Source organism: Vibrio gallaecicus (assembly GCF_024347495.1).
Classification (GTDB): Bacteria; Pseudomonadota; Gammaproteobacteria; order Enterobacterales; family Vibrionaceae; genus Vibrio; species Vibrio gallaecicus.
In genome coordinates this window covers 2,853,962-2,876,618 of record NZ_AP025490.1, presented here as the reverse complement: position 1 = coordinate 2,876,618, position 22,657 = coordinate 2,853,962, and the positions used below count along the sequence as shown (strand labels likewise).

The following is a 22,657-nucleotide window of genomic DNA, read 5'->3' as shown; positions in this document are numbered from 1 at the left end:
ATCTAGCTCAATTTATCCTATGCAGTTATCACTGGCTGGCCTTTGGCAAATATCCCCGTTAACCGATCTTTCTATTCCTCAAGATGATATTACTTTTCCAGCACCTTTAAGCTCTGTACTTCCTGAATCTTTAAGTGAAGATGCGATTACTGAGCAAGAGTGGCATTTAATGCATGATATTGAAGTAGATGAAGCCATGATGGCGGTTCCTTTCGTGGAATTGGTGATGGCTGGCATTGATTATTATGCTGAAGTGAGATTAAACGGTGTAGGGGTCTTTGATTGTGATGGAAGTGAGGTTGAATATCGGAAAGATATTTCTCCGTACCTTCAATTAGGTCGTAACCGTTTTGAAATTCTTTTTTTAGAAGAAGAGGAAGGGTTGCTGCTTGAAGAAGATATGCCTGAGGTTTTGGTTCATGATAGGCAAATATCTGATTCGAGAATAGGAGTATGGAAAGCTCCATATTTACAGTTCGTCCGGAATGTGAAGTTAGAACAAGTAGTGACTGAGCAAATTTGGCATCACGGTGGTGGCTGCGAGTTTAAAGTAGACGTTATCTATCAGACACTCAAACCAGGTCTTATTTCTGCCTCGGTTAAGTTTAATGGAATGAAACTGGTACTGCCAATTGATGTAAGAGCTGAGCATACAGGCGTTATTTTCCAGGTTGAGGCGCCAATCATCTCTGATATTAATCACCCCAACCCTAAAGATTTATACAATTTAGAAGTAGAAATTGATGGACAGGTTGAGGTGTCAAAGATATCTCTGAACCCCGCTTCATGCGTCAGCAACTTTTTACGTTAACTGCTTAGCCATGACGACTTCACAGGCATCATGGCCAGTTTCGCCCCAAGCCGATTCTAAATGCTCAAACCCAAGCTTTTCATAGAGCTTCACTGCCGCATTTAGACATTCTGTTGTTTCTAAATACATCTGTTTATAGCCTAACGTTTTGGCATGACTAATCGACATATTAACCAATTTCTTTGCCAAACCCTTTCCGCGTGTTTCCGGTAGAAAATACATTTTCTGCAATTCACACACTTCCGGCATTCCTGCTAGGGGGGCAAAACCACCGCCACCTACCACTTTTCCCGCGAGTTCTATTACCCAGTATTGAGCGCGTTCATTGTTATAAACGCTGAACATATCTTCTAGAGTAGGGTCGGCTACTCCATAACCCTTATCTTCAGTTAATCCATTTTCGTAAGAGACTTGTCGAATGACATTGGCAACATCAGGGTTGTCTTGTTTTGTTAATGTGCGTACCACAAACGATTCAGAAGAGTGAGTTTGTTCGAGGGCTTTGAGGTAAAGTTCAATGGCTTCAGATACGGTGTCTTTTTCGTTTGAAGTAAGCCGTGTTAGTACTGAATCATAAAATTTATTTTGCTGTTGGTGTAATTGGGAGACTGTTTCATGACCGAGTGGCGTTAAAGCGGCGACGACACTTCTTTTATCTTCTGGATGTTTAAAGGTTTCGATTAACCCTTTTTTTTGAAGATTACTGATAGCACGGCTGGCGTTAGATTTATCAATATTGAGCTTATTTGCAAGTTGATTGACATTGGATGCCTGCATTTCTAACTCGATCAATGTGTGAGCCTGAATGGGTTGCAAATCAAATGCACCGCATTCTTTGTTTAACATTCCAAGCTGTCTCACCAATTGACGAGATACTTCTCTTAGCTGCTGTGCTTTCATATTCACCCCATTTGGTTGCGCTGTACAACTATAAATTAATTGCGAATCACAACAATGTCAACAAGCTTACTTGATGAATTAGTTAATAACTTATAGATCATAGGGTTAATACTGATAAGTTGATCTCTTTTTTATATCAATTATAAATTGATCAGAATGATGTGTTTCTATAATTTCACACTGTTGATGTGCACGCAGATGTACATGATTGTTTTTAATACGTCAGATGGAATAGAAAATGGAAACGAAACAGTTAGAAACTAGGGTTAGTTTTAAGGGAAAGGGTAAGGAGTACTTTGGAATTTGGATTGTGAATATCCTTTTATCCGTCATAACGCTGGGTATTTACTCAGCGTGGGCCAAAGTACGTAATAAACGTTATTTCTATGGGAATACATTTATTGGTGGTGATAGTTTTCAATATCATGGGCAGCCAATACAAATCCTAAAGGGGCGAATCATTGCATTGATTTGTGTGGTGGTTTGGGGTGTTACGAATCAATTAGCTCCTCAGATCGCACTTATTTTAATGATGGCTTTCGTGGCTTTATTACCGCTGTTGTCTCGTAGTAATGCGCGCTTTGATTCAGCAATGACAAGCTTTAGAAATGTTCATTTCTCTTTCCATGGTACTATTTCTGGTGCTTATTGGTCGATCCTTGGACGCGGTCTTATTGTCGGCCTAGGGTTAGTCTTAGCGATTTTTGCCATCACCTTTATTATGAAAGCGAACATGATTGCTGGTGGTATTGCTATTTTAGTATCCATCCCTGCATATGTTTATCTGCAATCTTGGTCATTAACTGGTATTGCTAATTATTTCTCGAATGGTTATCGCTATGGTGATCGCCAGTTTAAAGCGGATTATCAAAGCCGTTATTATTTTAAAGTATATCTAGTCTGCATGATTGCTTGGGTTTTAGTGAGTGCTGCAGCTGCTTTAGGCTTCTTTAGCATTGCAGGGTTCAGTGTAATCAGTAACCCGGAATCAATCTCTGAAATGGCTAATAGCGGAAGTTTCACTTCGTTGATGGTAGCTTTTTATTTTGGCTTTATCGCGATGAGTTTAGCTATTGCTGCTTACGTTAAAGTTAAAGTGAGAAATTATACATTCTCTGAGTTAACACTTGAGGGCAAAGAAAGTGAATCCAATTCAGAATTCAGCTTTGCTTCGACATTAACAGTAAAAGGTTACATGACCTTAGTTATCACTAACTTCTTACTTCAAGTGGTTACCCTTGGTTTAGCAAGACCCTGGGTAATGGTTAGAACGATGAATTACTTATCGAATAATACGTATGTTAAAGGTAATTTAGATTTACTCATTGCAAATGACCAAGCTTCAGATGTGAAATCAGCTGTTTCAGATGAGATCTCTCAAGCATTTAATGTCGACCTTGGTATTGGCTAGATGATATCAGGTGTTGCGCACCCGCCTCGTAGCTCTGAACGTTGCGAGGCAATTTTAGATACCTCTCAGTCTGATAAATTGATCTTGAATGTGGATGGCTCTATTGTCTCGGCATATTTTGAGCGTGTTGAAATTATGCGGGGCGTTGGTTCCGCTCCAACAAAGCTAAAGTTTCCAGATGGGTGGCAATTTATCACGGATGCAAGTGATGAGCTGGATACCTATTTACAGAGTAGAGGTAAACATAATTTCATAGGGAAATTAGAGAAAAACATCACGACTATTTTAGTCAGCAGTGTTGTTCTTATCTTACTGACTATCTCTATGTTTACTCATGGGATCCCGTGGTTAACTCATCAAATAGTCACTTATTTACCTGATTCGGTACCTAAACTGGTTGAAAATCAGGTCTTAGAGTCTTTAGATGACCAATTCTTTGAGAGTTCTACTCTTTCTGAGGAACAACAGCATCATATTCGACAGCGCTTTGAAAATCAGTTACGAAAACTGAATATCGAGGGCGATGTGCAGTTGGTCTTTCGTTCTTCAGAACTTGGCGCCAATGCTTTTGCGCTGAGTGCTGGAACAATCATTGTATTAGATGACTTAGTTCGGTTGACTGAAACTGATGAACAATTAGACAGTATCCTGTTGCATGAATTAGGGCATGTTCAACACCAGCATGTAATGAAGATATTGGTTCGATCTAGTCTTCTTTCAGTATCAGTTGCTGTGCTGACAGGTGAGAGCTCTGGGATCATTGATAACCTCACAGGTCTTGGTGTGTTTATTGCGAACAATGGTCAATCTCAAGATGCAGAGCGAGAAGCGGATGCCTTTGCTTCTGATTCAATGATTGAGCTGCATGGTTCTAATCAGGCTATGATTGAGATGTTTGAATTACTAGGAAAGGGTTCTGAAGGATATGCTGAACTGCCTACATGGCTCAGTACTCACCCTGAATTAGATGAGCGAGTTGAGTTATTAAGAGCTGCGCACTAATGCTGAATTGAGATGATTAATATCCGAGTTTGGGTATTCGTTCTCTACCCATAAATTATGGCTTGGCCAAGAATACAAACTACCAGAAAATAAAAAAGGGCAGAATATCATCTGCCCTTTTTCTTATTTAAAACTATCGCTTCAATTATAAAGCAACGATGGTCGCTTTTTGCTCTTCAAGTTTGACAAGAGTCTCTTGGTAACCTTCAAGCTTTTCACGCTCTTTCGCGATAACCGCTTCTGGTGCTTTAGCAACAAAACCTTCGTTACCTAGCTTACCTTCGATACGCTTAATCTCACCGTGAGTCTTCGCTACTTCTTTATCTAGACGAGCAAGCTCAGCATCTTTGTCGATAAGACCCGCCATTGGGATCATCAGCTCAGATTTGCCAACAAGCTTAGTTGCACAAGCTGGAGTCGCTTCGCCGTCTGCTAGAACTTTAATATCGTCTAGCTTAGCTAGAGAAGTAAGAACGATCTTATTTGCTTCGATACGAGCTGCATCTTTCTCATCAGCGACTTTGATCATTACTTCTAAGCCTTGGCTTGGTGCAATGTCGTATTCCGCACGTAGGTTACGGATAGCTGTGATGAAAGTCTTAACCCATTCGATGTCTTCTACGATCTCTGCATTGAAGTTATCTTCATTAAACTGAGGAAGCGCTTGAGTCATGATTGTCTCGCCTTCAACGCCGTCTACTAGCGGCTTAACGCTCTGCCAGATAGATTCAGTGATGTAAGGAAGAACCGGGTGAGCAAGACGCAGAGTCTTCTCTAGAACCGTGATAAGCGTGTAACGAGTCGCCTGTTGTTGAGCTTCAGTGCCTTTCCAAAGAACAGGCTTAGTTAGCTCTAGGTACCAGTCACAGAATTGGTTCCAGATGAATTCGTAAAGCGTGTTTGCAGCCATGTCTAGACGGTAGTTGTCTAGGTGAGCATTAAACTCTTTCGCTGCAACTTCAAATTGAGATTCAATCCACTTGTCTGCTAGAGAGAATTCCATATTTGCACGGTCTAGAGCAGACAGTGACATGCCACAATCGTGCTCTTCTGTATTCATCAGTACGTAACGGCTCGCGTTCCATAGCTTGTTACAGAAGTTACGGTAACCTTCAAGACGTTTCATGTCCCAGTTGATGTCACGACCAGTTGAAGCCATAGCAGCAAGAGTGAAACGCAGTGCATCAGTACCGTATGGTTCGATACCATCTTCGAAAGTTTTACGCGTAGCTTTTTCGATCTTAGCAGCCAGTTTTGGTTGCATCATGTTGCCACAACGTTTTTCTACTAGTTCTTCAAGACCAATGCCGTCAATCATATCGATAGGGTCAAGTACGTTACCCTTAGACTTAGACATCTTGTCGCCGTTTTCATCACGGATAAGACCCGTCATGTAAACCGTTTTGAAAGGTACTTGAGCCTTGCCATCTTCGTCTTTCACGAAGTGCATGGTCATCATGATCATACGAGCAACCCAGAAGAAAATAATATCAAAACCAGATACTAGTACTTCTGATGGGTGGAATGTTTTCAATGCATCTGTATCTTCAGGCCAGCCTTGTGTGCCGAACGTCCAAAGTGCAGAAGAGAACCATGTATCTAATACATCGTCATCTTGCTTAAGAACAATAACCGGAGAAAGGTTGTTCTTTTCACGAACTTCTTCTTCAGTACGACCAACGTAAACTTTACCATCGTTGTCGTACCATGCTGGGATGCGGTGGCCCCACCAAAGTTGACGAGAGATACACCAATCTTGTACGTCACGCATCCACGCGAAGTACATGTTTTCGTATTGCTTAGGTACGAACTGAATTTGACCATCTTCAACCGCTTTAACTGCAGGTTCTGCAAGCGGTGCTGTACGTACGTACCATTGGTCAGTCAGCATTGGTTCGATAACCACGCCACCACGGTCACCGTAAGGAACGGTTAGGTCGTGATCTTTGATTTCTTCAAGTAGACCTAGCTCTTCAAATTCAGCAACCGTTGCACGACGAGCTGCAAAGCGCTCCATGCCTTGGTATTTAGCTGGAAGATCTGTTGAGTACACATCGCTTTCTTCACCGTTCGTTGTGAAGATTTCAGCCGCATCACGGATATCACCGTTGAACGTTAGGATGTTGATCATTGGTAGGCTATGGCGCTTGCCTACTTCGTAATCGTTAAAGTCATGAGCTGGAGTGATTTTCACACAACCCGTACCTTTATCCATGTCTGCGTGCTCATCGCCTACGATAGGGATAAGACGATTAACGATAGGAAGTAGGATTTCTTTACCGATAAGATCTTTGTAACGTGGATCTTCTGGGTTAACAGCAACGCCTGTATCACCAAGCATGGTTTCTGGACGAGTAGTTGCAACTACGATGTAGTCTTTACCATCAGCCGTTTTAACACCATTAGCTAGCGGGTAGCGGAAGTGCCACATGAAACCTTTTTTGTCTTTGTTTTCAACTTCAAGATCAGAAATTGCAGTGTGCAGTTTAGGATCCCAGTTTACTAGGCGTTTGCCACGGTAGATTAGGTCTTCTTCGTATAGACGAACAAACACTTCTTGAGTTGCGGCTGATAAGCCGTCATCCATAGTGAATCGCTCACGATCCCAATCTACAGATGCACCAAGACGACGAAGTTGCTGAGTGATCGTGCCACCAGATTCGCCTTTCCATTCCCAGATCTTGTCAATGAAAGCTTCACGGCCGTAGTCGTGTTTTGTTTTGCCTTCTTCAGCTGCGATCTTACGCTCTACAACCATCTGAGTTGCGATACCTGCGTGGTCAGTACCCACTTGCCAAAGTGTGTTTTTGCCTTTCATACGTTGAGCACGGATAAGCGTGTCCATGATCGTATCTTGGAACGCGTGACCCATGTGTAGGCTACCAGTGACGTTCGGTGGCGGGATCATGATGCTGTAAGCTTCTTTTGATGTGTCACCGTGTGGCTTAAAGTAGCCTTTCTCTTCCCAAGTCTGATATAGAGCTTGTTCGATTGATGTTGGGTTATATGTCTTTTCCATAGTGCTCTTAAACGGATACTGTGAATGGTTAATCGTGGTCAAACTTCATAAGTGAAGCTTCTTGAATCTAAATATCAAAGATAGCTTTAACTATGACGTTTGACTATGGATGTTGAATCTCGATAGTTTGTAGCTGATATCCAGCCTGACGGTAAATTTTATACCTTTCTCGAGCTTGTTGCTTAGCTTTTTCTTCGCAAGGAACGAAGTCTACCACCTGAGTAAAGGCGTTCGCAAAGGTTGTGTGATTATCCGCCAAATTTATCACCAATTGACGGTTCCAATTTGGTTTTACTCCATCGTGCCCAATTTCAACGCTAGTTGAGTACTTAGGACCCTCACCAACAAGGTTGTGAGCAATGAAGTGTTCAGGCTCAACTTGCCAAAAGTATTCAGCAATTGCTTCTGCATGTGCTTTGTCATTGCAGTTAAGATAAACCTTAGCGCCTTGCTTAGCGAAATACCCCGTTAGAAAAATGATGTATTCGGCAAAGCCTTTATTATGAGCTTGCGGTGATTCAGGACTTACAATGTAAAACGTTGCATTGGACATATGATTACCTTTGAAAATCTCAAATATATAGTGGCACTAAGTAATCATGCGACTAATAAAAATGGCTAAAAATAAGCTAGGCATTAAATGTTCAGAGAACATAGTAAACCTCATTAGAGTTACTGAGGCTTTTATTGAGATATTAAAAAAGGGCCCGGAGGCCCTCTTTAGCTATTTGATAGCTACTTTGAAGATTGCTCTTCTGTTTCTTGGCCGCTTCTATTTAGTAAGAATTGGACAAGAAGTGATACTGGACGTCCGGTAGAGCCTTTCGCTTTACCTGATTTCCATGCTGTACCCGCACTATCAATATGTGCCCAGTGGTATTTCTTAGCAAATTTAGATAAGAAACAACCAGCGGTGATAGTACCGCCTGGACGACCACCGATGTTAGCCATGTCTGCAAATGGACTAGCAAGCTGCTCATGGTACTCGTCAGTCATTGGTAGGCGCCATGCACGGTCGCTTGCTTGCTCAGATGCGTTCACTAGCTCATGAGAAAGTGGGTTATGGTTCGATAGAACAGCACTGATGTGGTGACCAAGTGCCATTACACATGCACCTGTTAGTGTTGCTACATCAACAACACATTCTGGTTCAAAACGCTCTACATAAGTCAGTGCATCACACAATACTAAACGACCTTCAGCATCGGTGTTTAATACTTCAACAGTCTGACCTGACATTGTCGTTAGAATATCACCTGGACGGTAAGCATTGCTGCCTGGCATGTTTTCACAACCAGCAAGAATACCCACGACGTTAATCGGTAGGTTCAGTTTTGCTAATGCTTTCATTGTGCCGAATACAGACGCTGCACCACACATGTCATATTTCATTTCATCCATGGCTTCGCCTGGTTTTAGTGAAATACCGCCTGAATCAAAAGTAAGACCTTTACCTATCAGTACAATTGGTTTTGCACTTGGGTCTGCAGCACCTTTGTATTCCATGATAGACATTAGTGATTCGTTCTTAGAACCACGACCTACAGCTAGGTATGAAGTCATACCCAGTTTTTCCATCTCTTCTTCACCAACAATTTTAGTTGTAACAGTTTCGAAGTCATCCGCTAGGCGACGAGCTTGAGAAGCTAGGTATGCTGGGTTTGCAATGTTCGGTGGCATGTTACCAAGATCTTTCGATGCTTTAACACCAGAAGAAATAGCTAAGCCGTGTGCAATAGCTTTTTCACCAAGGCTCAATTCACGACGAGTTGGTACGTTGAATACCAATTTACGAAGTGGACGACGAGTTTCAGGCTTGTTGCTCTTGAATTGGTCGAATGTGTATAGACCATCTTTAGTCGCTTCTACTGCTTGGCGTACTTTCCAGTACGTGTCACGGCCTTTAACATGCAATTCTGTTAGGAAACAAACTGCTTCCATAGATCCGGTTTCATTCAGAGTGCTGATGGTTTTTTGAATGATTTCTTTGTATTGGCGCTCGCCAAGTTCACGTTCTTTACCACAACCAACAAGTAAAACTCGTTCTGATAGAACACCAGGTACTTGATGCAGTAGTAGCATCTGGCCAGGTTTTCCTTCTAGATCACCACGGCGAAGTAGTGAACTAATGTAGCCATCGCTAATTTTATCTAGCTGCTCAGCTACTGGAGAAAGGCGGCGTGGTTCAAATACTCCAACTACGATACATGCGCTACGTTGTTTCTCTGGGCTGCCACTTTTTACACTGAACTCCATGCGTACTCCTACATCCTGAAGACAAATAGAACTAAATGTTAGATAATGCGCTCTTACTTGTTGGATCCTACAATGGAACTAACCTTTAAATAAGAACGTTAACACTTAGTAAAAATTTAAAAAATAAAAGGTTCAACGGGAAATTATAGTGATTCAATTAAAAAAACAAGTTTTGTATAGGTAATTTGAGCGTGATTATTGTTAGATATTTGATCCGCGAGACACTCAAGAGCCAATTTGCGATATTTTTCGTTCTTTTTCTCGTATTTTTAAGCCAAAAGTTTATCAGCGTTTTAGCTGACGCTTCTGATGGTGATATACCCGCAAGTCTAATTTTATCCATTGTTGGTTTGAACATGCCTGCAATGGGGTTACTCATGCTTCCATTGAGTATTTACATCGGAATATTGCTTACTTTTGGTCGTCTTTACGCTGAAAGTGAAATTGTCGTGATGAATGCAACGGGAATTGGAAACAAGTTTCTGATTCAAGCGGCGTTGTATCTTGCGATTATTACCGCGAGCGTAGCTGCATTTAACTCACTCTGGTTATCACCTTGGGCTCAAGATCGCGAAGCGCAACTAATTGAGCAACTGGCAGCTGAAAATAATGTAGACCTACTGAAGACTGGCAGTTTCGAGCAAACACCAGACGGCTCTTCAGTTGTATTTATTGATTCGATAAAAGACAGCAAGCTTTCAAATGTGTTCATTGCACAAATTCTTCCTCGAGATTCAATATTGCCGAGCGTAATGCTTTCCAAATCTGGTGATGTAAAAGAGCTGAATGATGGGCGCCAAGTGATCACCATGTATGAAGGTACTCGATATGAGGGTGTGCCGACTCGTGTAGATTATATGGTGACGCACTTTGAAGAGTACGAAGGATTAATTGGTCAAAGAGATGTAGAAAGGAAAGGACGAGATTGGGAAGCAATTCCAACCTTAGATCTGCTTACTCACCCAGACAACAAAGCAAAAGCTGAGCTTCAATGGCGAATCTCCTTAGTGCTGTGTATCCCATTATTAACGATGCTTGTTGTACCTCTTTCGGCTGTTAACCCTCGTCAAGGGCGTTTTGCGAAAATGGGACCTGCAATTCTTATTTATCTCACTTACTTCTTGGCGATCAGTGCAACAAAATCTTCAATTGAAGACGGGAGTATTCCTGCAGTTATAGGTATGTGGCCGATTAATGCATTACTTCTTGTTGTTGCAGTAGCGGCAAACTTTATGGATAGCGTGCCAGTAAGGCGAGTTAAAGAAAAACTTAGAAAGAAGAGGCTTGCTTAAATCGTGTTTAAGATTCTTGATTTATATATAGGTCGAACCATCATTGCGACAACGTCTTTGGTATTAGTGACGTTTGTTGGTTTGTCTGGAATCATCAAATATGTGGAGCAGCTACGTAAGGTAGGGCGGGGTACATACGATTTACTCCAAGCGCTTTATTTTGTGCTTTTGAGTATTCCACGTGATATTGAAATGTTCTTCCCTATGGCGGCTTTGTTAGGTGCTCTTATTGGATTAGGGATGTTAGCGGCAAGCTCTGAACTTGTTGTTATGCAGGCGGCTGGTTTTTCTAAGCTGGATATTGGTATGTCAGTATTGAAAACAGCCGTACCACTGATGGTTATTGTTATGCTGTTAGGGCAGTGGGGTGCGCCACAAGCTCAAAAAATGGCTCGTGATTTAAGAGCTATGTCCATTTCTGGAGGTAGCATTGTTTCTACACGAAGTGGTGTGTGGGCAAGAGATGCGAATGACTTTATTTTTATCGCTGAAATAGATGGTGAACAGCTACATGGGGTAAATATGTGGCGGTTTGATAAAGATAAAAATTTAAAAACGAGCCTTTTTGCCGAGTCTGCTGAATACAACGGTGATAACACTTGGCTGATGTCTGGTGTGCAGTCAACTTCTTTTGAAAGTGAAGTTGAAATCTCGAAAATTGTTTCACCAGATTATTTATGGAAAACATCGCTGGCACCGGACAAATTGGCGGTTGTTACTGTGAAGCCAGAAGAGCTATCGCTTAGTGGGCTTTATGATTACGTAAAATATTTGAAAGCTTCAGAACAAGATTCATCTCGTTATGAGTTGGCTTTCTGGCGTAAAGTTACACAGCCAATCTCTATTGCTGTAATGATGCTGATGGCGTTATCTTTTATCTTTGGTCCCTTAAGAAGTGTTACTATGGGGGCAAGGATATTATCTGGGGTAATTGCGGGCTTCACTTTTTATATCTCAAGTGAGTTTTTCGGCCCAGTAAGTTTGGTTTATCAGATACCCCCTGCATTTGGTGCATTAGCACCTAGCTTTGTATTTTTCTTCGTAGCTGTGATGTTGCTGAGGCGAAAACTTTAAGTTAGGCGTCAATCTAAGTTAGAAATAAAAAAGGGAAAGCTCAGTGCTTTCCCTTTTTGTTATGGTTTTTATAGATTAAAGATGACAACCAACTCTATCTAGTTAGCCTTTGGAAGAACAACGACTTCTGTCTTTGCCCATATATCGTGAAAGGCACGTTTCTTTGGATCAAATGGCACGGCTAGGTTCGATAATCCAAACCCTGATGTTGCTAGCCTAATTAATGCCTGTGTTACGGAAATGGCTGTCCCATCTGTATTTTGCAGGCGTAACTTCCAAGCTCTCATTCCTAATGTTTGACCAGCTCGAGTCCAGAAGAATACGAAGAAATAAACCCAAACAGCGGCTAGATAAAAGGTATAGACATAGCTCCAGGTTGGGTGGTTAGAAAGCATATCACTTGCATCTGCATATGGAGCGTAAGAGATTAACCCGCCTGCTAATAAAGCTTCTAATACCGCAATCACAATACCTGCAGCCATCATCTCTACAGCAAGAATGATTAATGCATCGTAAAAGAGTGCACTAAACCTTCTCATCATGCCGGCTGGTGGTAATTTGTTTGGTGATGTCATAATGATTTACTTACCCTAAAAATTTTCGTCAGAATATAGTTTTACTTGCTTCCTGAAAAGAGAGCTAACGCACAGCTTACTTGTTAATGGCGAAATTATCGTCAAACACACTGCTTTTCAATCTTTTATACTTGCAGGATCACTTCGCATACGTATAATGCCAAGCATCGAAAGGGTAACGCCCCAAGATAATGCCGGTATGGTGAAATTGGTATACACGACGGATTCAAAATCCGTTGCCTTCGGGCGTGGCGGTTCAAGTCCGCCTACCGGTACCATATTTAAATGATAAAGCCTCGACTCATGTCGGGGCTTTGTTGTTTCTAGGCTTAAATGCTTTTAGCTACTCACACTTTTCCCCACGTTATTCTTTAGTCGTAAATTGTTGGTAAAACTTAACAAAGTCACACTCTTATCTTTCAATCCTAATGTCATCGTCTATGGTTAAAGTATCAACCAAGGAGATGCCTATGCTAAAACTAACCCCTTATTTATTTTTTAGTGGTCGCTGTGAAGAAGCTTTAGAGTATTATCGAAAGTGCTTTAATGGTGTTGTGCTAACCAAGCAATACTTTAGAGATGCGCCACAACTTATTGAAGGGGGCAATCCAGATTGGATCATGCACGCCGAACTAGAGGCGTTTGGTCTCAAAATTATGATGTCTGATGGCGTGAACGCTAAAGAGCTACAAGGGAATAATATAGCTCTTTCACTAGTGGTTGAGGATTCACATACTCAAAATCAACTGTTTGAATATTTTTGCGATGGTGGACGCGTCATGATGCCTTTAAATGACACGTTTTGGGGAGCAAGATTTGGCAAAGTTGAAGATAAATTTGGCATTCGCTGGATGCTACATTGTGAAGAACTTAGCTAACCGCACTGAAATACATAATGAATTCAACTGATAAATTAATTAATATTATAAATTATCTCCATAGATTGTGTTGTATATAGAAAGTGGCCAGTATCAAAATTACAGTGGATCGTATTCAGCCGGGTTTACATATCCGACTTCCAGTCAAGTGGAATGAGCATCCATTTCTGTTTAACAGTTTTAAGATAAAAGATAATGAACAGATCCAAATGATCAAACATTTGGGGATTAAATATGTTTATATCAATCTAAATCAAAGTGACACTCAACCTCTTCCTGCTAACCAAGAATCAACAAGTACTGACGATGTGTCGAGTGAAATGGATCTTGAAGCTGAAAGAATGTGGCAAGAGAAGCAAAAGCGCATTGAAAACTTAAGTTCATACAGAAGGCGAGTTATCAATTGTGAAAAAGAGTTCGAACGTTCGTTAGCTAGAATGCGATCTGTAATGACGAAGATTCGGAATCGCCCGGCAGATGCTGTTGGAGAAGCGAAAGTTTTAATCGATGATATCGTCGAAAAGCTACTAAGTGATGATAATGTCACTTTGCATTTGATGAATGGGAAAAGTGAGTTTGAAGATATTTACTTCCATTCTTTAAATGTTGCTGTTATTGCCATGATGGTGGGAAAGGCAAAAAACTATAATGCTCAACAATTAAAAGAGCTTTCATTTGCTGCTCTATTTCACGATATTGGTAAAATAAAAATACCTTCAGCTATTTTAAGAAAGCAAACTCCTTTAACTGGACCAGAAAGTAACTACCTTAAGCTACATACTAAGTATGGTTTAGATATTGCGGAGGCGATTGAAGACTTTCCAATTAGTGCCAAGAATGTGATTGCCCAGCACCATGAACTTAATGATGGTTCAGGGTACCCAGAAGGACTAAAAGAAGATCAAATTGATGAACTAGCAAAAGTGATATCAGTAGCGAATGCTTTCGATAATCTATGCCATCACAATGTGCCATCCCAACAAAAAATCCCTTATATTGCACTCTCTCATCTATACAAAAACTGCAAGCATCTATATAGCAACGACAACCTAAATATTTTGATCAAGTTTATGGGTGTTTTTCCCCCGGGTACGGTTGTACAGCTTTCAAATGACATGATTGGTCTTGTCATTTCTGTGAATAGTAAAAACATCCTATTTCCTAATGTTCTAATTTACGACCCTAACGTTCCTCGAACGCAGGCTCCTATCATTGATTTAGGAGATAAAGAAATAAAGATAGTTAATGCCGTTCATCCTAACAAGCTTCCAGAGAAGGTAAGAGAATATCTAAATCCAAGATCTAGACTATCTTACTTTTTCGATAGTGATGACTAAGTTATCCACAGGATTTTGTGAGGAAACTGTAAGTAACTTGAGGCTAAATTGGTATAAATAATCATTTGGTTGTTCTCTAAACAGTTGAGTGTTTTTTTTAAAGAAAATCGCTTTTTAGGCTTGCCAATATAGAGAACCTCTCTATAATGCCGCCTCACTGACACGGCAGACGCCATAAGGCTTCAGCGAAAATCAGTAAGACGAAAATTCTAAAAAATTAAATTTAAAAAGTGTTTGACACTTTAAGTTAAATCGCTAGAATTCACGTCCGCTTTGAGAGGTTTCCTATTAAAAGGAAAGCTTCAAAAAAGCAAAGCTCTTTAACAATTTAAACCTATCAATCTGTGTGGGCACTCGTTGATGAATATCAAAATTTGTTTTGCATTAGCAAAGCAAGATTTCCTCGGAAATCAATTTGGTTTCAATGAACTGAGTGACCAATACAAAATTAAGTTTACTTAATTTTGGCACAGTCAATTCATTACCATTCTGTTGGAATGGTAATAGCTTTAGAATTACATGTTTACTTCGGTAAATATTAGTTTTGAAGTCAGTATTCATTGAGCCGACAAAATCTTAAATTGAAGAGTTTGATCATGGCTCAGATTGAACGCTGGCGGCAGGCCTAACACATGCAAGTCGAGCGGAAACGACAACATTGACTCTTCGGATGATTTGTTGGGCGTCGAGCGGCGGACGGGTGAGTAATGCCTAGGAAGTTGCCCGGTAGAGGGGGATAACCATTGGAAACGATGGCTAATACCGCATAATCTCTACGGAGCAAAGCAGGGGACCTTCGGGCCTTGTGCTACCGGATACGCCTAGGTGGGATTAGCTAGTTGGTGAGGTAATGGCTCACCAAGGCGACGATCCCTAGCTGGTCTGAGAGGATGATCAGCCACACTGGAACTGAGACACGGTCCAGACTCCTACGGGAGGCAGCAGTGGGGAATATTGCACAATGGGCGAAAGCCTGATGCAGCCATGCCGCGTGTATGAAGAAGGCCTTCGGGTTGTAAAGTACTTTCAGTTGTGAGGAAGGGGGTAAGCTTAATACGCTTATCTCTTGACGTTAGCAACAGAAGAAGCACCGGCTAACTCCGTGCCAGCAGCCGCGGTAATACGGAGGGTGCGAGCGTTAATCGGAATTACTGGGCGTAAAGCGCATGCAGGTGGTTCATTAAGTCAGATGTGAAAGCCCGGGGCTCAACCTCGGAACTGCATTTGAAACTGGTGAACTAGAGTACTGTAGAGGGGGGTAGAATTTCAGGTGTAGCGGTGAAATGCGTAGAGATCTGAAGGAATACCAGTGGCGAAGGCGGCCCCCTGGACAGATACTGACACTCAGATGCGAAAGCGTGGGGAGCAAACAGGATTAGATACCCTGGTAGTCCACGCCGTAAACGATGTCTACTTGGAGGTTGTGGCCTTGAGCCGTGGCTTTCGGAGCTAACGCGTTAAGTAGACCGCCTGGGGAGTACGGTCGCAAGATTAAAACTCAAATGAATTGACGGGGGCCCGCACAAGCGGTGGAGCATGTGGTTTAATTCGATGCAACGCGAAGAACCTTACCTACTCTTGACATCCAGAGAAGCCAGCGGAGACGCAGGTGTGCCTTCGGGAGCTCTGAGACAGGTGCTGCATGGCTGTCGTCAGCTCGTGTTGTGAAATGTTGGGTTAAGTCCCGCAACGAGCGCAACCCTTATCCTTGTTTGCCAGCGAGTAATGTCGGGAACTCCAGGGAGACTGCCGGTGATAAACCGGAGGAAGGTGGGGACGACGTCAAGTCATCATGGCCCTTACGAGTAGGGCTACACACGTGCTACAATGGCGCATACAGAGGGCAGCAAGCTAGCGATAGTGAGCGAATCCCAAAAAGTGCGTCGTAGTCCGGATTGGAGTCTGCAACTCGACTCCATGAAGTCGGAATCGCTAGTAATCGTGAATCAGAATGTCACGGTGAATACGTTCCCGGGCCTTGTACACACCGCCCGTCACACCATGGGAGTGGGCTGCAAAAGAAGTGGGTAGTTTAACCTTTCGGGGAGGACGCTCACCACTTTGTGGTTCATGACTGGGGTGAAGTCGTAACAAGGTAGCCCTAGGGGAACCTGGGGCTGGATCACCTCCTTATACGAAGATATCGTTGATGAGTACCCACACAGATTGATGGTTTAGATTTAGTTAAAGCCAGAGCTTTAATTAATAACGCGAGTTATTGATTAAAGCTTTTTGCTTTATGCTCTTTAACAATTTGGAAAGCTGACTGATTGATTACTTACGAGTAATTCAATCAAATTTAAAAGTTCTCAATGTTTATCTTTCATTAGATAAACACAACAAACACATTCAAGTGTCTTGTATTCGAATCAAACCTAGTTTGATTCACAATTGAGTCCGGCAAACAGTTATCAAGAATTAACCCTTCTTGATGACAACCAAAACCTTGGTTAGTTGCCATACACTAAGACCCTTTCGGGTTGTATGGTTAAGTGACTAAGCGTACACGGTGGATGCCTTGGCAGTCAGAGGCGATGAAAGGCGTAATAACTTGCGATAAGCCCAGATTAGGTAGTAATAACCTTTTGAGTCTGGGATTCCTGAATGGGGAAACCCACTTACATAAGTAAGTATCCTGTTGTGAATACATAGCAACAGGAGGCAAACCGGGGGAACTGAAACATCTAAGTACCCCGAGGAAGAGAAATCAACCGAGATTCCGAAAGTAGCGGCGAGCGAAATTGGATTAGCCCTTAAGCTTTTAATGATGCAGGTGAAGACTCTGGAAAGTGTCGCAACAAAGGGTGATAGCCCCGTAACCGACGCATCATAATCAGTGAAATCGAGTAGGGCGGGACACGTGATATCCTGTCTGAATATGGGGGGACCATCCTCCAAGGCTAAATACTACTGACTGACCGATAGTGAACCAGTACCGTGAGGGAAAGGCGAAAAGAACCCCTGTGAGGGGAGTGAAATAGAACCTGAAACCGTGTACGTACAAGCAGTAGGAGCACCTTCGTGGTGTGACTGCGTACCTTTTGTATAATGGGTCAGCGACTTAATTTTAGTAGCAAGGTTAACCGTTTAGGGGAGCCGTAGGGAAACCGAGTCTTAACTGGGCGTACAGTTGCTAGGATTAGACCCGAAACCAGGTGATCTAGCCATGGGCAGGTTGAAGGTTGAGTAACATCAACTGGAGGACCGAACCGACTAATGTTGAAAAATTAGCGGATGACTTGTGGCTAGGGGTGAAAGGCCAATCAAACCTGGAGATAGCTGGTTCTCCCCGAAAGCTATTTAGGTAGCGCCTCGGACGAATACTACTGGGGGTAGAGCACTGTTAAGGCTAGGGGGTCATCCCGACTTACCAACCCTTTGCAAACTCCGAATACCAGTAAGTACTATCCGGGAGACACACGGCGGGTGCTAACGTCCGTCGTGGAGAGGGAAACAACCCAGACCGCCAGCTAAGGTCCCAAAGTATAGCTAAGTGGGAAACGATGTGGGAAGGCTCAGACAGCCAGGATGTTGGCTTAGAAGCAGCCATCATTTAAAGAAAGCGTAATAGCTCACTGGTCGAGTCGGCCTGCGCGGAAGATGTAACGGGGCTAAGCTATACACCGAAGCTGCGGCTACGTACCTTAGGGTATGTGGGGTAGGGGAGCGTTCTGTAAGCCGTTGAAGGTGGTCTGTAAGGGCTGCTGGAGGTATCAGAAGTGCGAATGCTGACATGAGTAACGATAAAGGGAGTGAAAAACTCCCTCGCCGGAAGACCAAGGGTTCCTGTCCAACGTTAATCGGGGCAGGGTAAGTCGACTCCTAAGGCGAGGCCGAAAGGCGTAGTCGATGGGAAACAGGTTAATATTCCTGTACTTCTTATAATTGCGATGGGGGGACGGAGAAGGCTAGGTGAGCCTGGCGACGGTTGTCCAGGTCCAAGTACGTAGGCGGAAAGTTTAGGTAAATCCGGACTTTCATTAACGCTGAGATACGATGTCGAGCTACTACGGTAGTGAAGTCATTGATGCCATACTTCCAGGAAAAGCCTCTAAGCTTCAGATTATAAGAAATCGTACCCCAAACCGACACAGGTGGTCGGGTAGAGAATACCAAGGCGCTTGAGAGAACTCGGGTGAAGGAACTAGGCAAAATGGTACCGTAACTTCGGGAGAAGGTACGCTCTTATCAGTGAAGTCCCTTGCGGATGGAGCAGACGAGAGTCGCAGATACCAGGTGGCTGCAACTGTTTATTAAAAACACAGCACTGTGCAAAATCGTAAGATGACGTATACGGTGTGACGCCTGCCCGGTGCCGGAAGGTTAATTGATGGGGTTAGACTTCGGTCGAAGCTCTTGATCGAAGCCCCGGTAAACGGCGGCCGTAACTATAACGGTCCTAAGGTAGCGAAATTCCTTGTCGGGTAAGTTCCGACCTGCACGAATGGCGTAATGATGGCCACGCTGTCTCCACCCGAGACTCAGTGAAATTGAAATCGCTGTGAAGATGCAGTGTACCCGCGGCTAGACGGAAAGACCCCGTGAACCTTTACTACAGCTTGGCACTGAACATTGACCCTACATGTGTAGGATAGGTGGGAGACTATGAAATTGCGTCGCTAGATGTGATGGAGTCGTCCTTGAAATACCACCCTTGTATGCTTGATGTTCTAACGTCGGTCCCTGAATCGGGATTACGGACAGTGCCTGGTGGGTAGTTTGACTGGGGCGGTCTCCTCCCAAAGAGTAACGGAGGAGCACGAAGGTGGGCTAAACACGGTTGGACATCGTGTGGTTAGTGCAATGGCATAAGCCCGCTTGACTGCGAGAATGACAATTCGAGCAGGTGCGAAAGCAGGTCATAGTGATCCGGTGGTTCTGAATGGAAGGGCCATCGCTCAACGGATAAAAGGTACTCCGGGGATAACAGGCTGATACCGCCCAAGAGTTCATATCGACGGCGGTGTTTGGCACCTCGATGTCGGCTCATCACATCCTGGGGCTGAAGTCGGTCCCAAGGGTATGGCTGTTCGCCATTTAAAGTGGTACGCGAGCTGGGTTTAGAACGTCGTGAGACAGTTCGGTCCCTATCTGCCGTGGGCGTTGGAAAATTGAAAGGGGCTGCTCCTAGTACGAGAGGACCGGAGTGGACGAACCTCTGGTGTTCGGGTTGTCATGCCAATGGCATTGCCCGGTAGCTAAGTTCGGAATCGATAAGCGCTGAAAGCATCTAAGCGCGAAGCGAGCCTTGAGATGAGTTTTCCCTGACGCTTTAAGCGTCCTTAAGGGTTGTCGTAGACTACGACGTTGATAGGCAGGGTGTGTAAGTGCTGCGAGGCATTGAGCTAACCTGTACTAATTGCCCGTGAGGCTTAACCATACAACACCCAAGGGGTTTTGTGGACTCATAGAAATACCAGACCTTGAATGAGTTTGAAGAGAACAAAAACAGCTTTCCAGATTATTTTGCCTTCAGTTTTTAAACTGAAAGTAAAAGCAAAATTTGCTTGGCGACCATAGCATTGTGGACCCACCTGACTCCATGCCGAACTCAGAAGTGAAACACAATAGCGCCGATGGTAGTGTGGGGCTTCCCCATGTGAGAGTAGGACATCGCCAGGCTTTAATTTCGACTTTGTCTAGTTTCTAGACAAGTCACCATAGAGTTCTAAGTTTTCTTAGTATTTTATGTTGACTTTCAAAGTAGAAAGCGTATTATACGCGTCCTGCTTAAGTGCTAAGGCACTGAAAGCAAAGCTCTTTAACAATTTAAACCTATCAATCTGTGTGGGCACTCGTTGATGAATATCAAAATTTGTTTTGCAATAGCAAAGCAAGATTTCTTCGGAAATCAATTTGGTTTCAATGAACTGAGTGACCAATACAAAATTAAGTTTACTTAATTTTGGCACAGTCAATTCATTACCATTCTGTTGGAATGGTAATAGCTTTAGAATTACATGTTTACTTCGGTAAATATTAGTTTTGAAGTCAGTATTCATTGAGCCGACAAAATCTTAAATTGAAGAGTTTGATCATGGCTCAGATTGAACGCTGGCGGCAGGCCTAACACATGCAAGTCGAGCGGAAACGACAACATTGACTCTTCGGATGATTTGTTGGGCGTCGAGCGGCGGACGGGTGAGTAATGCCTAGGAAGTTGCCCGGTAGAGGGGGATAACCATTGGAAACGATGGCTAATACCGCATAATCTCTACGGAGCAAAGCAGGGGACCTTCGGGCCTTGTGCTACCGGATACGCCTAGGTGGGATTAGCTAGTTGGTGAGGTAATGGCTCACCAAGGCGACGATCCCTAGCTGGTCTGAGAGGATGATCAGCCACACTGGAACTGAGACACGGTCCAGACTCCTACGGGAGGCAGCAGTGGGGAATATTGCACAATGGGCGAAAGCCTGATGCAGCCATGCCGCGTGTATGAAGAAGGCCTTCGGGTTGTAAAGTACTTTCAGTTGTGAGGAAGGGGGTAAGCTTAATACGCTTATCTCTTGACGTTAGCAACAGAAGAAGCACCGGCTAACTCCGTGCCAGCAGCCGCGGTAATACGGAGGGTGCGAGCGTTAATCGGAATTACTGGGCGTAAAGCGCATGCAGGTGGTTCATTAAGTCAGATGTGAAAGCCCGGGGCTCAACCTCGGAACTGCATTTGAAACTGGTGAACTAGAGTACTGTAGAGGGGGGTAGAATTTCAGGTGTAGCGGTGAAATGCGTAGAGATCTGAAGGAATACCAGTGGCGAAGGCGGCCCCCTGGACAGATACTGACACTCAGATGCGAAAGCGTGGGGAGCAAACAGGATTAGATACCCTGGTAGTCCACGCCGTAAACGATGTCTACTTGGAGGTTGTGGCCTTGAGCCGTGGCTTTCGGAGCTAACGCGTTAAGTAGACCGCCTGGGGAGTACGGTCGCAAGATTAAAACTCAAATGAATTGACGGGGGCCCGCACAAGCGGTGGAGCATGTGGTTTAATTCGATGCAACGCGAAGAACCTTACCTACTCTTGACATCCAGAGAAGCCAGCGGAGACGCAGGTGTGCCTTCGGGAGCTCTGAGACAGGTGCTGCATGGCTGTCGTCAGCTCGTGTTGTGAAATGTTGGGTTAAGTCCCGCAACGAGCGCAACCCTTATCCTTGTTTGCCAGCGAGTAATGTCGGGAACTCCAGGGAGACTGCCGGTGATAAACCGGAGGAAGGTGGGGACGACGTCAAGTCATCATGGCCCTTACGAGTAGGGCTACACACGTGCTACAATGGCGCATACAGAGGGCAGCAAGCTAGCGATAGTGAGCGAATCCCAAAAAGTGCGTCGTAGTCCGGATTGGAGTCTGCAACTCGACTCCATGAAGTCGGAATCGCTAGTAATCGTGAATCAGAATGTCACGGTGAATACGTTCCCGGGCCTTGTACACACCGCCCGTCACACCATGGGAGTGGGCTGCAAAAGAAGTGGGTAGTTTAACCTTTCGGGGAGGACGCTCACCACTTTGTGGTTCATGACTGGGGTGAAGTCGTAACAAGGTAGCCCTAGGGGAACCTGGGGCTGGATCACCTCCTTATACGAAGATATCGTTGATGAGTACCCACACAGATTGATTAGGTTTAAAAAGTAAAAGAGACGATATTGGGTCTGTAGCTCAGCTGGTTAGAGCGCTCGCCTGATAAGCGGGAGGTCGGTGGTTCAAGTCCACTCAGACCCACCAATATCGATTGCAACACAGATGGGGCTATAGCTCAGCTGGGAGAGCGCCTGCCTTGCACGCAGGAGGTCTGCGGTTCGATCCCGCATAGCTCCACCATCTTTAAGCACATTTACTTAAGTGTTTTTAAAAATGGTTCAATTTATTGAATCAAGCTCTTTAACAATTTGGAAAGCTGACTGATTGATTACTTACGAGTAATTCAATCAAATTTAAAAGTTCTCAATGTTTATCTTTAACTAGATAAACACAACAAACACATTCAAGTGTCTTGTATTCGAATCAAACCTAGTTTGATTCACAATTGAGTCCGGCAAACAGTTATCAAGAATTAACCCTTCTTGATGACAACCAAAACCTTGGTTAGTTGCCATACACAAGACCCTT

Annotated in this window: 14 protein-coding genes, 3 tRNA genes and 4 rRNA genes; 14 read left to right on the top strand and 7 right to left on the bottom strand. The window is 43.6% G+C overall.

From position 1 onward, the window contains the following. The first annotated feature begins 19 nt into the window (after positions 1 to 19). Positions 20 to 811, top strand: coding sequence for a glycosyl hydrolase 2 galactose-binding domain-containing protein (locus tag OCU78_RS12475; RefSeq protein ID WP_137375206.1), 792 nt, complete (start codon positions 20 to 22; stop codon positions 809 to 811). Here the strand turns inward: OCU78_RS12475 and OCU78_RS12470 are convergent. Continuing rightward, positions 803 to 1,711 carry a bifunctional helix-turn-helix transcriptional regulator/GNAT family N-acetyltransferase gene (locus tag OCU78_RS12470; protein WP_137375207.1) on the bottom strand — a complete coding sequence of 303 codons (909 nt, stop codon included), beginning with the start codon at positions 1,709 to 1,711 and terminating at the stop codon, positions 803 to 805. The two genes, OCU78_RS12475 and OCU78_RS12470, sit on opposite strands and share 9 nt — an antisense overlap. Positions 1,712 to 1,949: 238 nt before the next feature. On the opposite strand from OCU78_RS12470, the gene OCU78_RS12465 reads away from it, so the two are divergent. Together OCU78_RS12465 and OCU78_RS12460 are read left to right on the top strand one after the other, a co-directional pair. Beyond that, complete coding sequence (locus OCU78_RS12465; RefSeq protein WP_137375208.1) at positions 1,950 to 3,122, top strand: YjgN family protein; 1,173 nt, start codon at positions 1,950 to 1,952, stop codon at positions 3,120 to 3,122. After that, complete coding sequence (locus OCU78_RS12460; protein ID WP_137375209.1) at positions 3,123 to 4,124, top strand: M48 family metallopeptidase; 1,002 nt, start codon at positions 3,123 to 3,125, stop codon at positions 4,122 to 4,124. Between the two features lie 145 nt (positions 4,125 to 4,269). On the opposite strand, the gene OCU78_RS12455 is transcribed toward OCU78_RS12460, so the two are convergent. The 3 genes from OCU78_RS12455 to pepA all read right to left on the bottom strand — a co-directional run bounded on the left by OCU78_RS12455 (position 4,270) and on the right by pepA (position 9,399). Continuing rightward, positions 4,270 to 7,143 (bottom strand): valine--tRNA ligase, encoded by a 2,874-nt coding sequence (locus tag OCU78_RS12455; RefSeq protein ID WP_137375210.1) that lies wholly within the window; start codon positions 7,141 to 7,143, stop codon positions 4,270 to 4,272. A gap of 103 nt (positions 7,144 to 7,246) precedes the next feature. Next, entirely contained in the window at positions 7,247 to 7,696 is a 450-nt protein-coding gene (locus tag OCU78_RS12450; RefSeq protein ID WP_137375211.1) for a DNA polymerase III subunit chi, read from the bottom strand. 182 nt (positions 7,697 to 7,878) lie between these two features. Beyond that, complete coding sequence (gene pepA, locus OCU78_RS12445; RefSeq protein ID WP_137375212.1) at positions 7,879 to 9,399, bottom strand: leucyl aminopeptidase; 1,521 nt, start codon at positions 9,397 to 9,399, stop codon at positions 7,879 to 7,881. Between the two features lie 191 nt (positions 9,400 to 9,590). On the opposite strand from pepA, the gene lptF reads away from it, so the two are divergent. Next, positions 9,591 to 10,691 carry an LPS export ABC transporter permease LptF gene (gene lptF / locus OCU78_RS12440; RefSeq protein WP_137375213.1) on the top strand — a complete coding sequence of 367 codons (1,101 nt, stop codon included), beginning with the start codon at positions 9,591 to 9,593 and terminating at the stop codon, positions 10,689 to 10,691. A 3-nt stretch (positions 10,692 to 10,694) separates the two neighbouring features. Next, positions 10,695 to 11,765, top strand: a complete 1,071-nt coding sequence (lptG, locus tag OCU78_RS12435; protein ID WP_137375214.1) for an LPS export ABC transporter permease LptG — start codon at positions 10,695 to 10,697, stop codon at positions 11,763 to 11,765. A gap of 98 nt (positions 11,766 to 11,863) precedes the next feature. Here lptG and OCU78_RS12430 read toward each other — a convergent pair whose 3' ends face one another. Then, positions 11,864 to 12,340 carry an RDD family protein gene (locus OCU78_RS12430; RefSeq protein WP_137375215.1) on the bottom strand — a complete coding sequence of 159 codons (477 nt, stop codon included), beginning with the start codon at positions 12,338 to 12,340 and terminating at the stop codon, positions 11,864 to 11,866. Between the two features lie 193 nt (positions 12,341 to 12,533). On the opposite strand from OCU78_RS12430, the gene OCU78_RS12425 reads away from it, so the two are divergent. The 4 genes from OCU78_RS12425 (at position 12,534) to OCU78_RS12410 (ending at position 16,688) form a co-directional block, all read left to right on the top strand. Then, positions 12,534 to 12,618 (top strand) — tRNA-Leu (locus tag OCU78_RS12425). A 192-nt stretch (positions 12,619 to 12,810) separates the two neighbouring features. Next, positions 12,811 to 13,218, top strand: a complete 408-nt coding sequence (locus tag OCU78_RS12420; RefSeq protein WP_137375216.1) for a VOC family protein — start codon at positions 12,811 to 12,813, stop codon at positions 13,216 to 13,218. 83 nt (positions 13,219 to 13,301) lie between these two features. Continuing rightward, on the top strand, positions 13,302 to 14,555 hold the full coding sequence (locus OCU78_RS12415) for an HD-GYP domain-containing protein (RefSeq protein ID WP_137375217.1): 1,254 nt from the start codon (positions 13,302 to 13,304) through the stop codon (positions 14,553 to 14,555). A gap of 578 nt (positions 14,556 to 15,133) precedes the next feature. Beyond that, positions 15,134 to 16,688: ribosomal RNA gene (locus OCU78_RS12410) — 16S ribosomal RNA — on the top strand. 193 nt (positions 16,689 to 16,881) lie between these two features. On the opposite strand, the gene OCU78_RS12405 is transcribed toward OCU78_RS12410, so the two are convergent. Next, positions 16,882 to 17,016: a hypothetical protein gene (locus tag OCU78_RS12405; protein ID WP_261856019.1), complete on the bottom strand. Its 135-nt coding sequence runs from the start codon at positions 17,014 to 17,016 to the stop codon at positions 16,882 to 16,884. A 25-nt stretch (positions 17,017 to 17,041) separates the two neighbouring features. Here OCU78_RS12405 and OCU78_RS12400 point away from each other — a divergent pair. The 5 genes from OCU78_RS12400 to OCU78_RS12380 all read left to right on the top strand — a co-directional run bounded on the left by OCU78_RS12400 (position 17,042) and on the right by OCU78_RS12380 (position 22,369). Further along, positions 17,042 to 19,935, top strand: a 23S ribosomal RNA gene (locus OCU78_RS12400). 126 nt (positions 19,936 to 20,061) lie between these two features. Further along, positions 20,062 to 20,177 (top strand): 5S ribosomal RNA (gene rrf / locus OCU78_RS12395). 397 nt (positions 20,178 to 20,574) lie between these two features. Continuing rightward, positions 20,575 to 22,129: ribosomal RNA gene (locus tag OCU78_RS12390) — 16S ribosomal RNA — on the top strand. The 16S, 23S and 5S rRNA genes sit together here with 2 tRNA genes alongside, the layout of an rRNA operon. Positions 22,130 to 22,196: 67 nt before the next feature. After that, a tRNA-Ile gene (locus OCU78_RS12385) sits at positions 22,197 to 22,273 on the top strand. A 20-nt stretch (positions 22,274 to 22,293) separates the two neighbouring features. Next, positions 22,294 to 22,369 (top strand) — tRNA-Ala (locus tag OCU78_RS12380). 140 nt (positions 22,370 to 22,509) lie between these two features. On the opposite strand, the gene OCU78_RS12375 is transcribed toward OCU78_RS12380, so the two are convergent. Continuing rightward, positions 22,510 to 22,644 carry a hypothetical protein gene (locus OCU78_RS12375; RefSeq protein ID WP_261856019.1) on the bottom strand — a complete coding sequence of 45 codons (135 nt, stop codon included), beginning with the start codon at positions 22,642 to 22,644 and terminating at the stop codon, positions 22,510 to 22,512. Between the last annotated feature and the right edge of the window lie 13 nt (positions 22,645 to 22,657).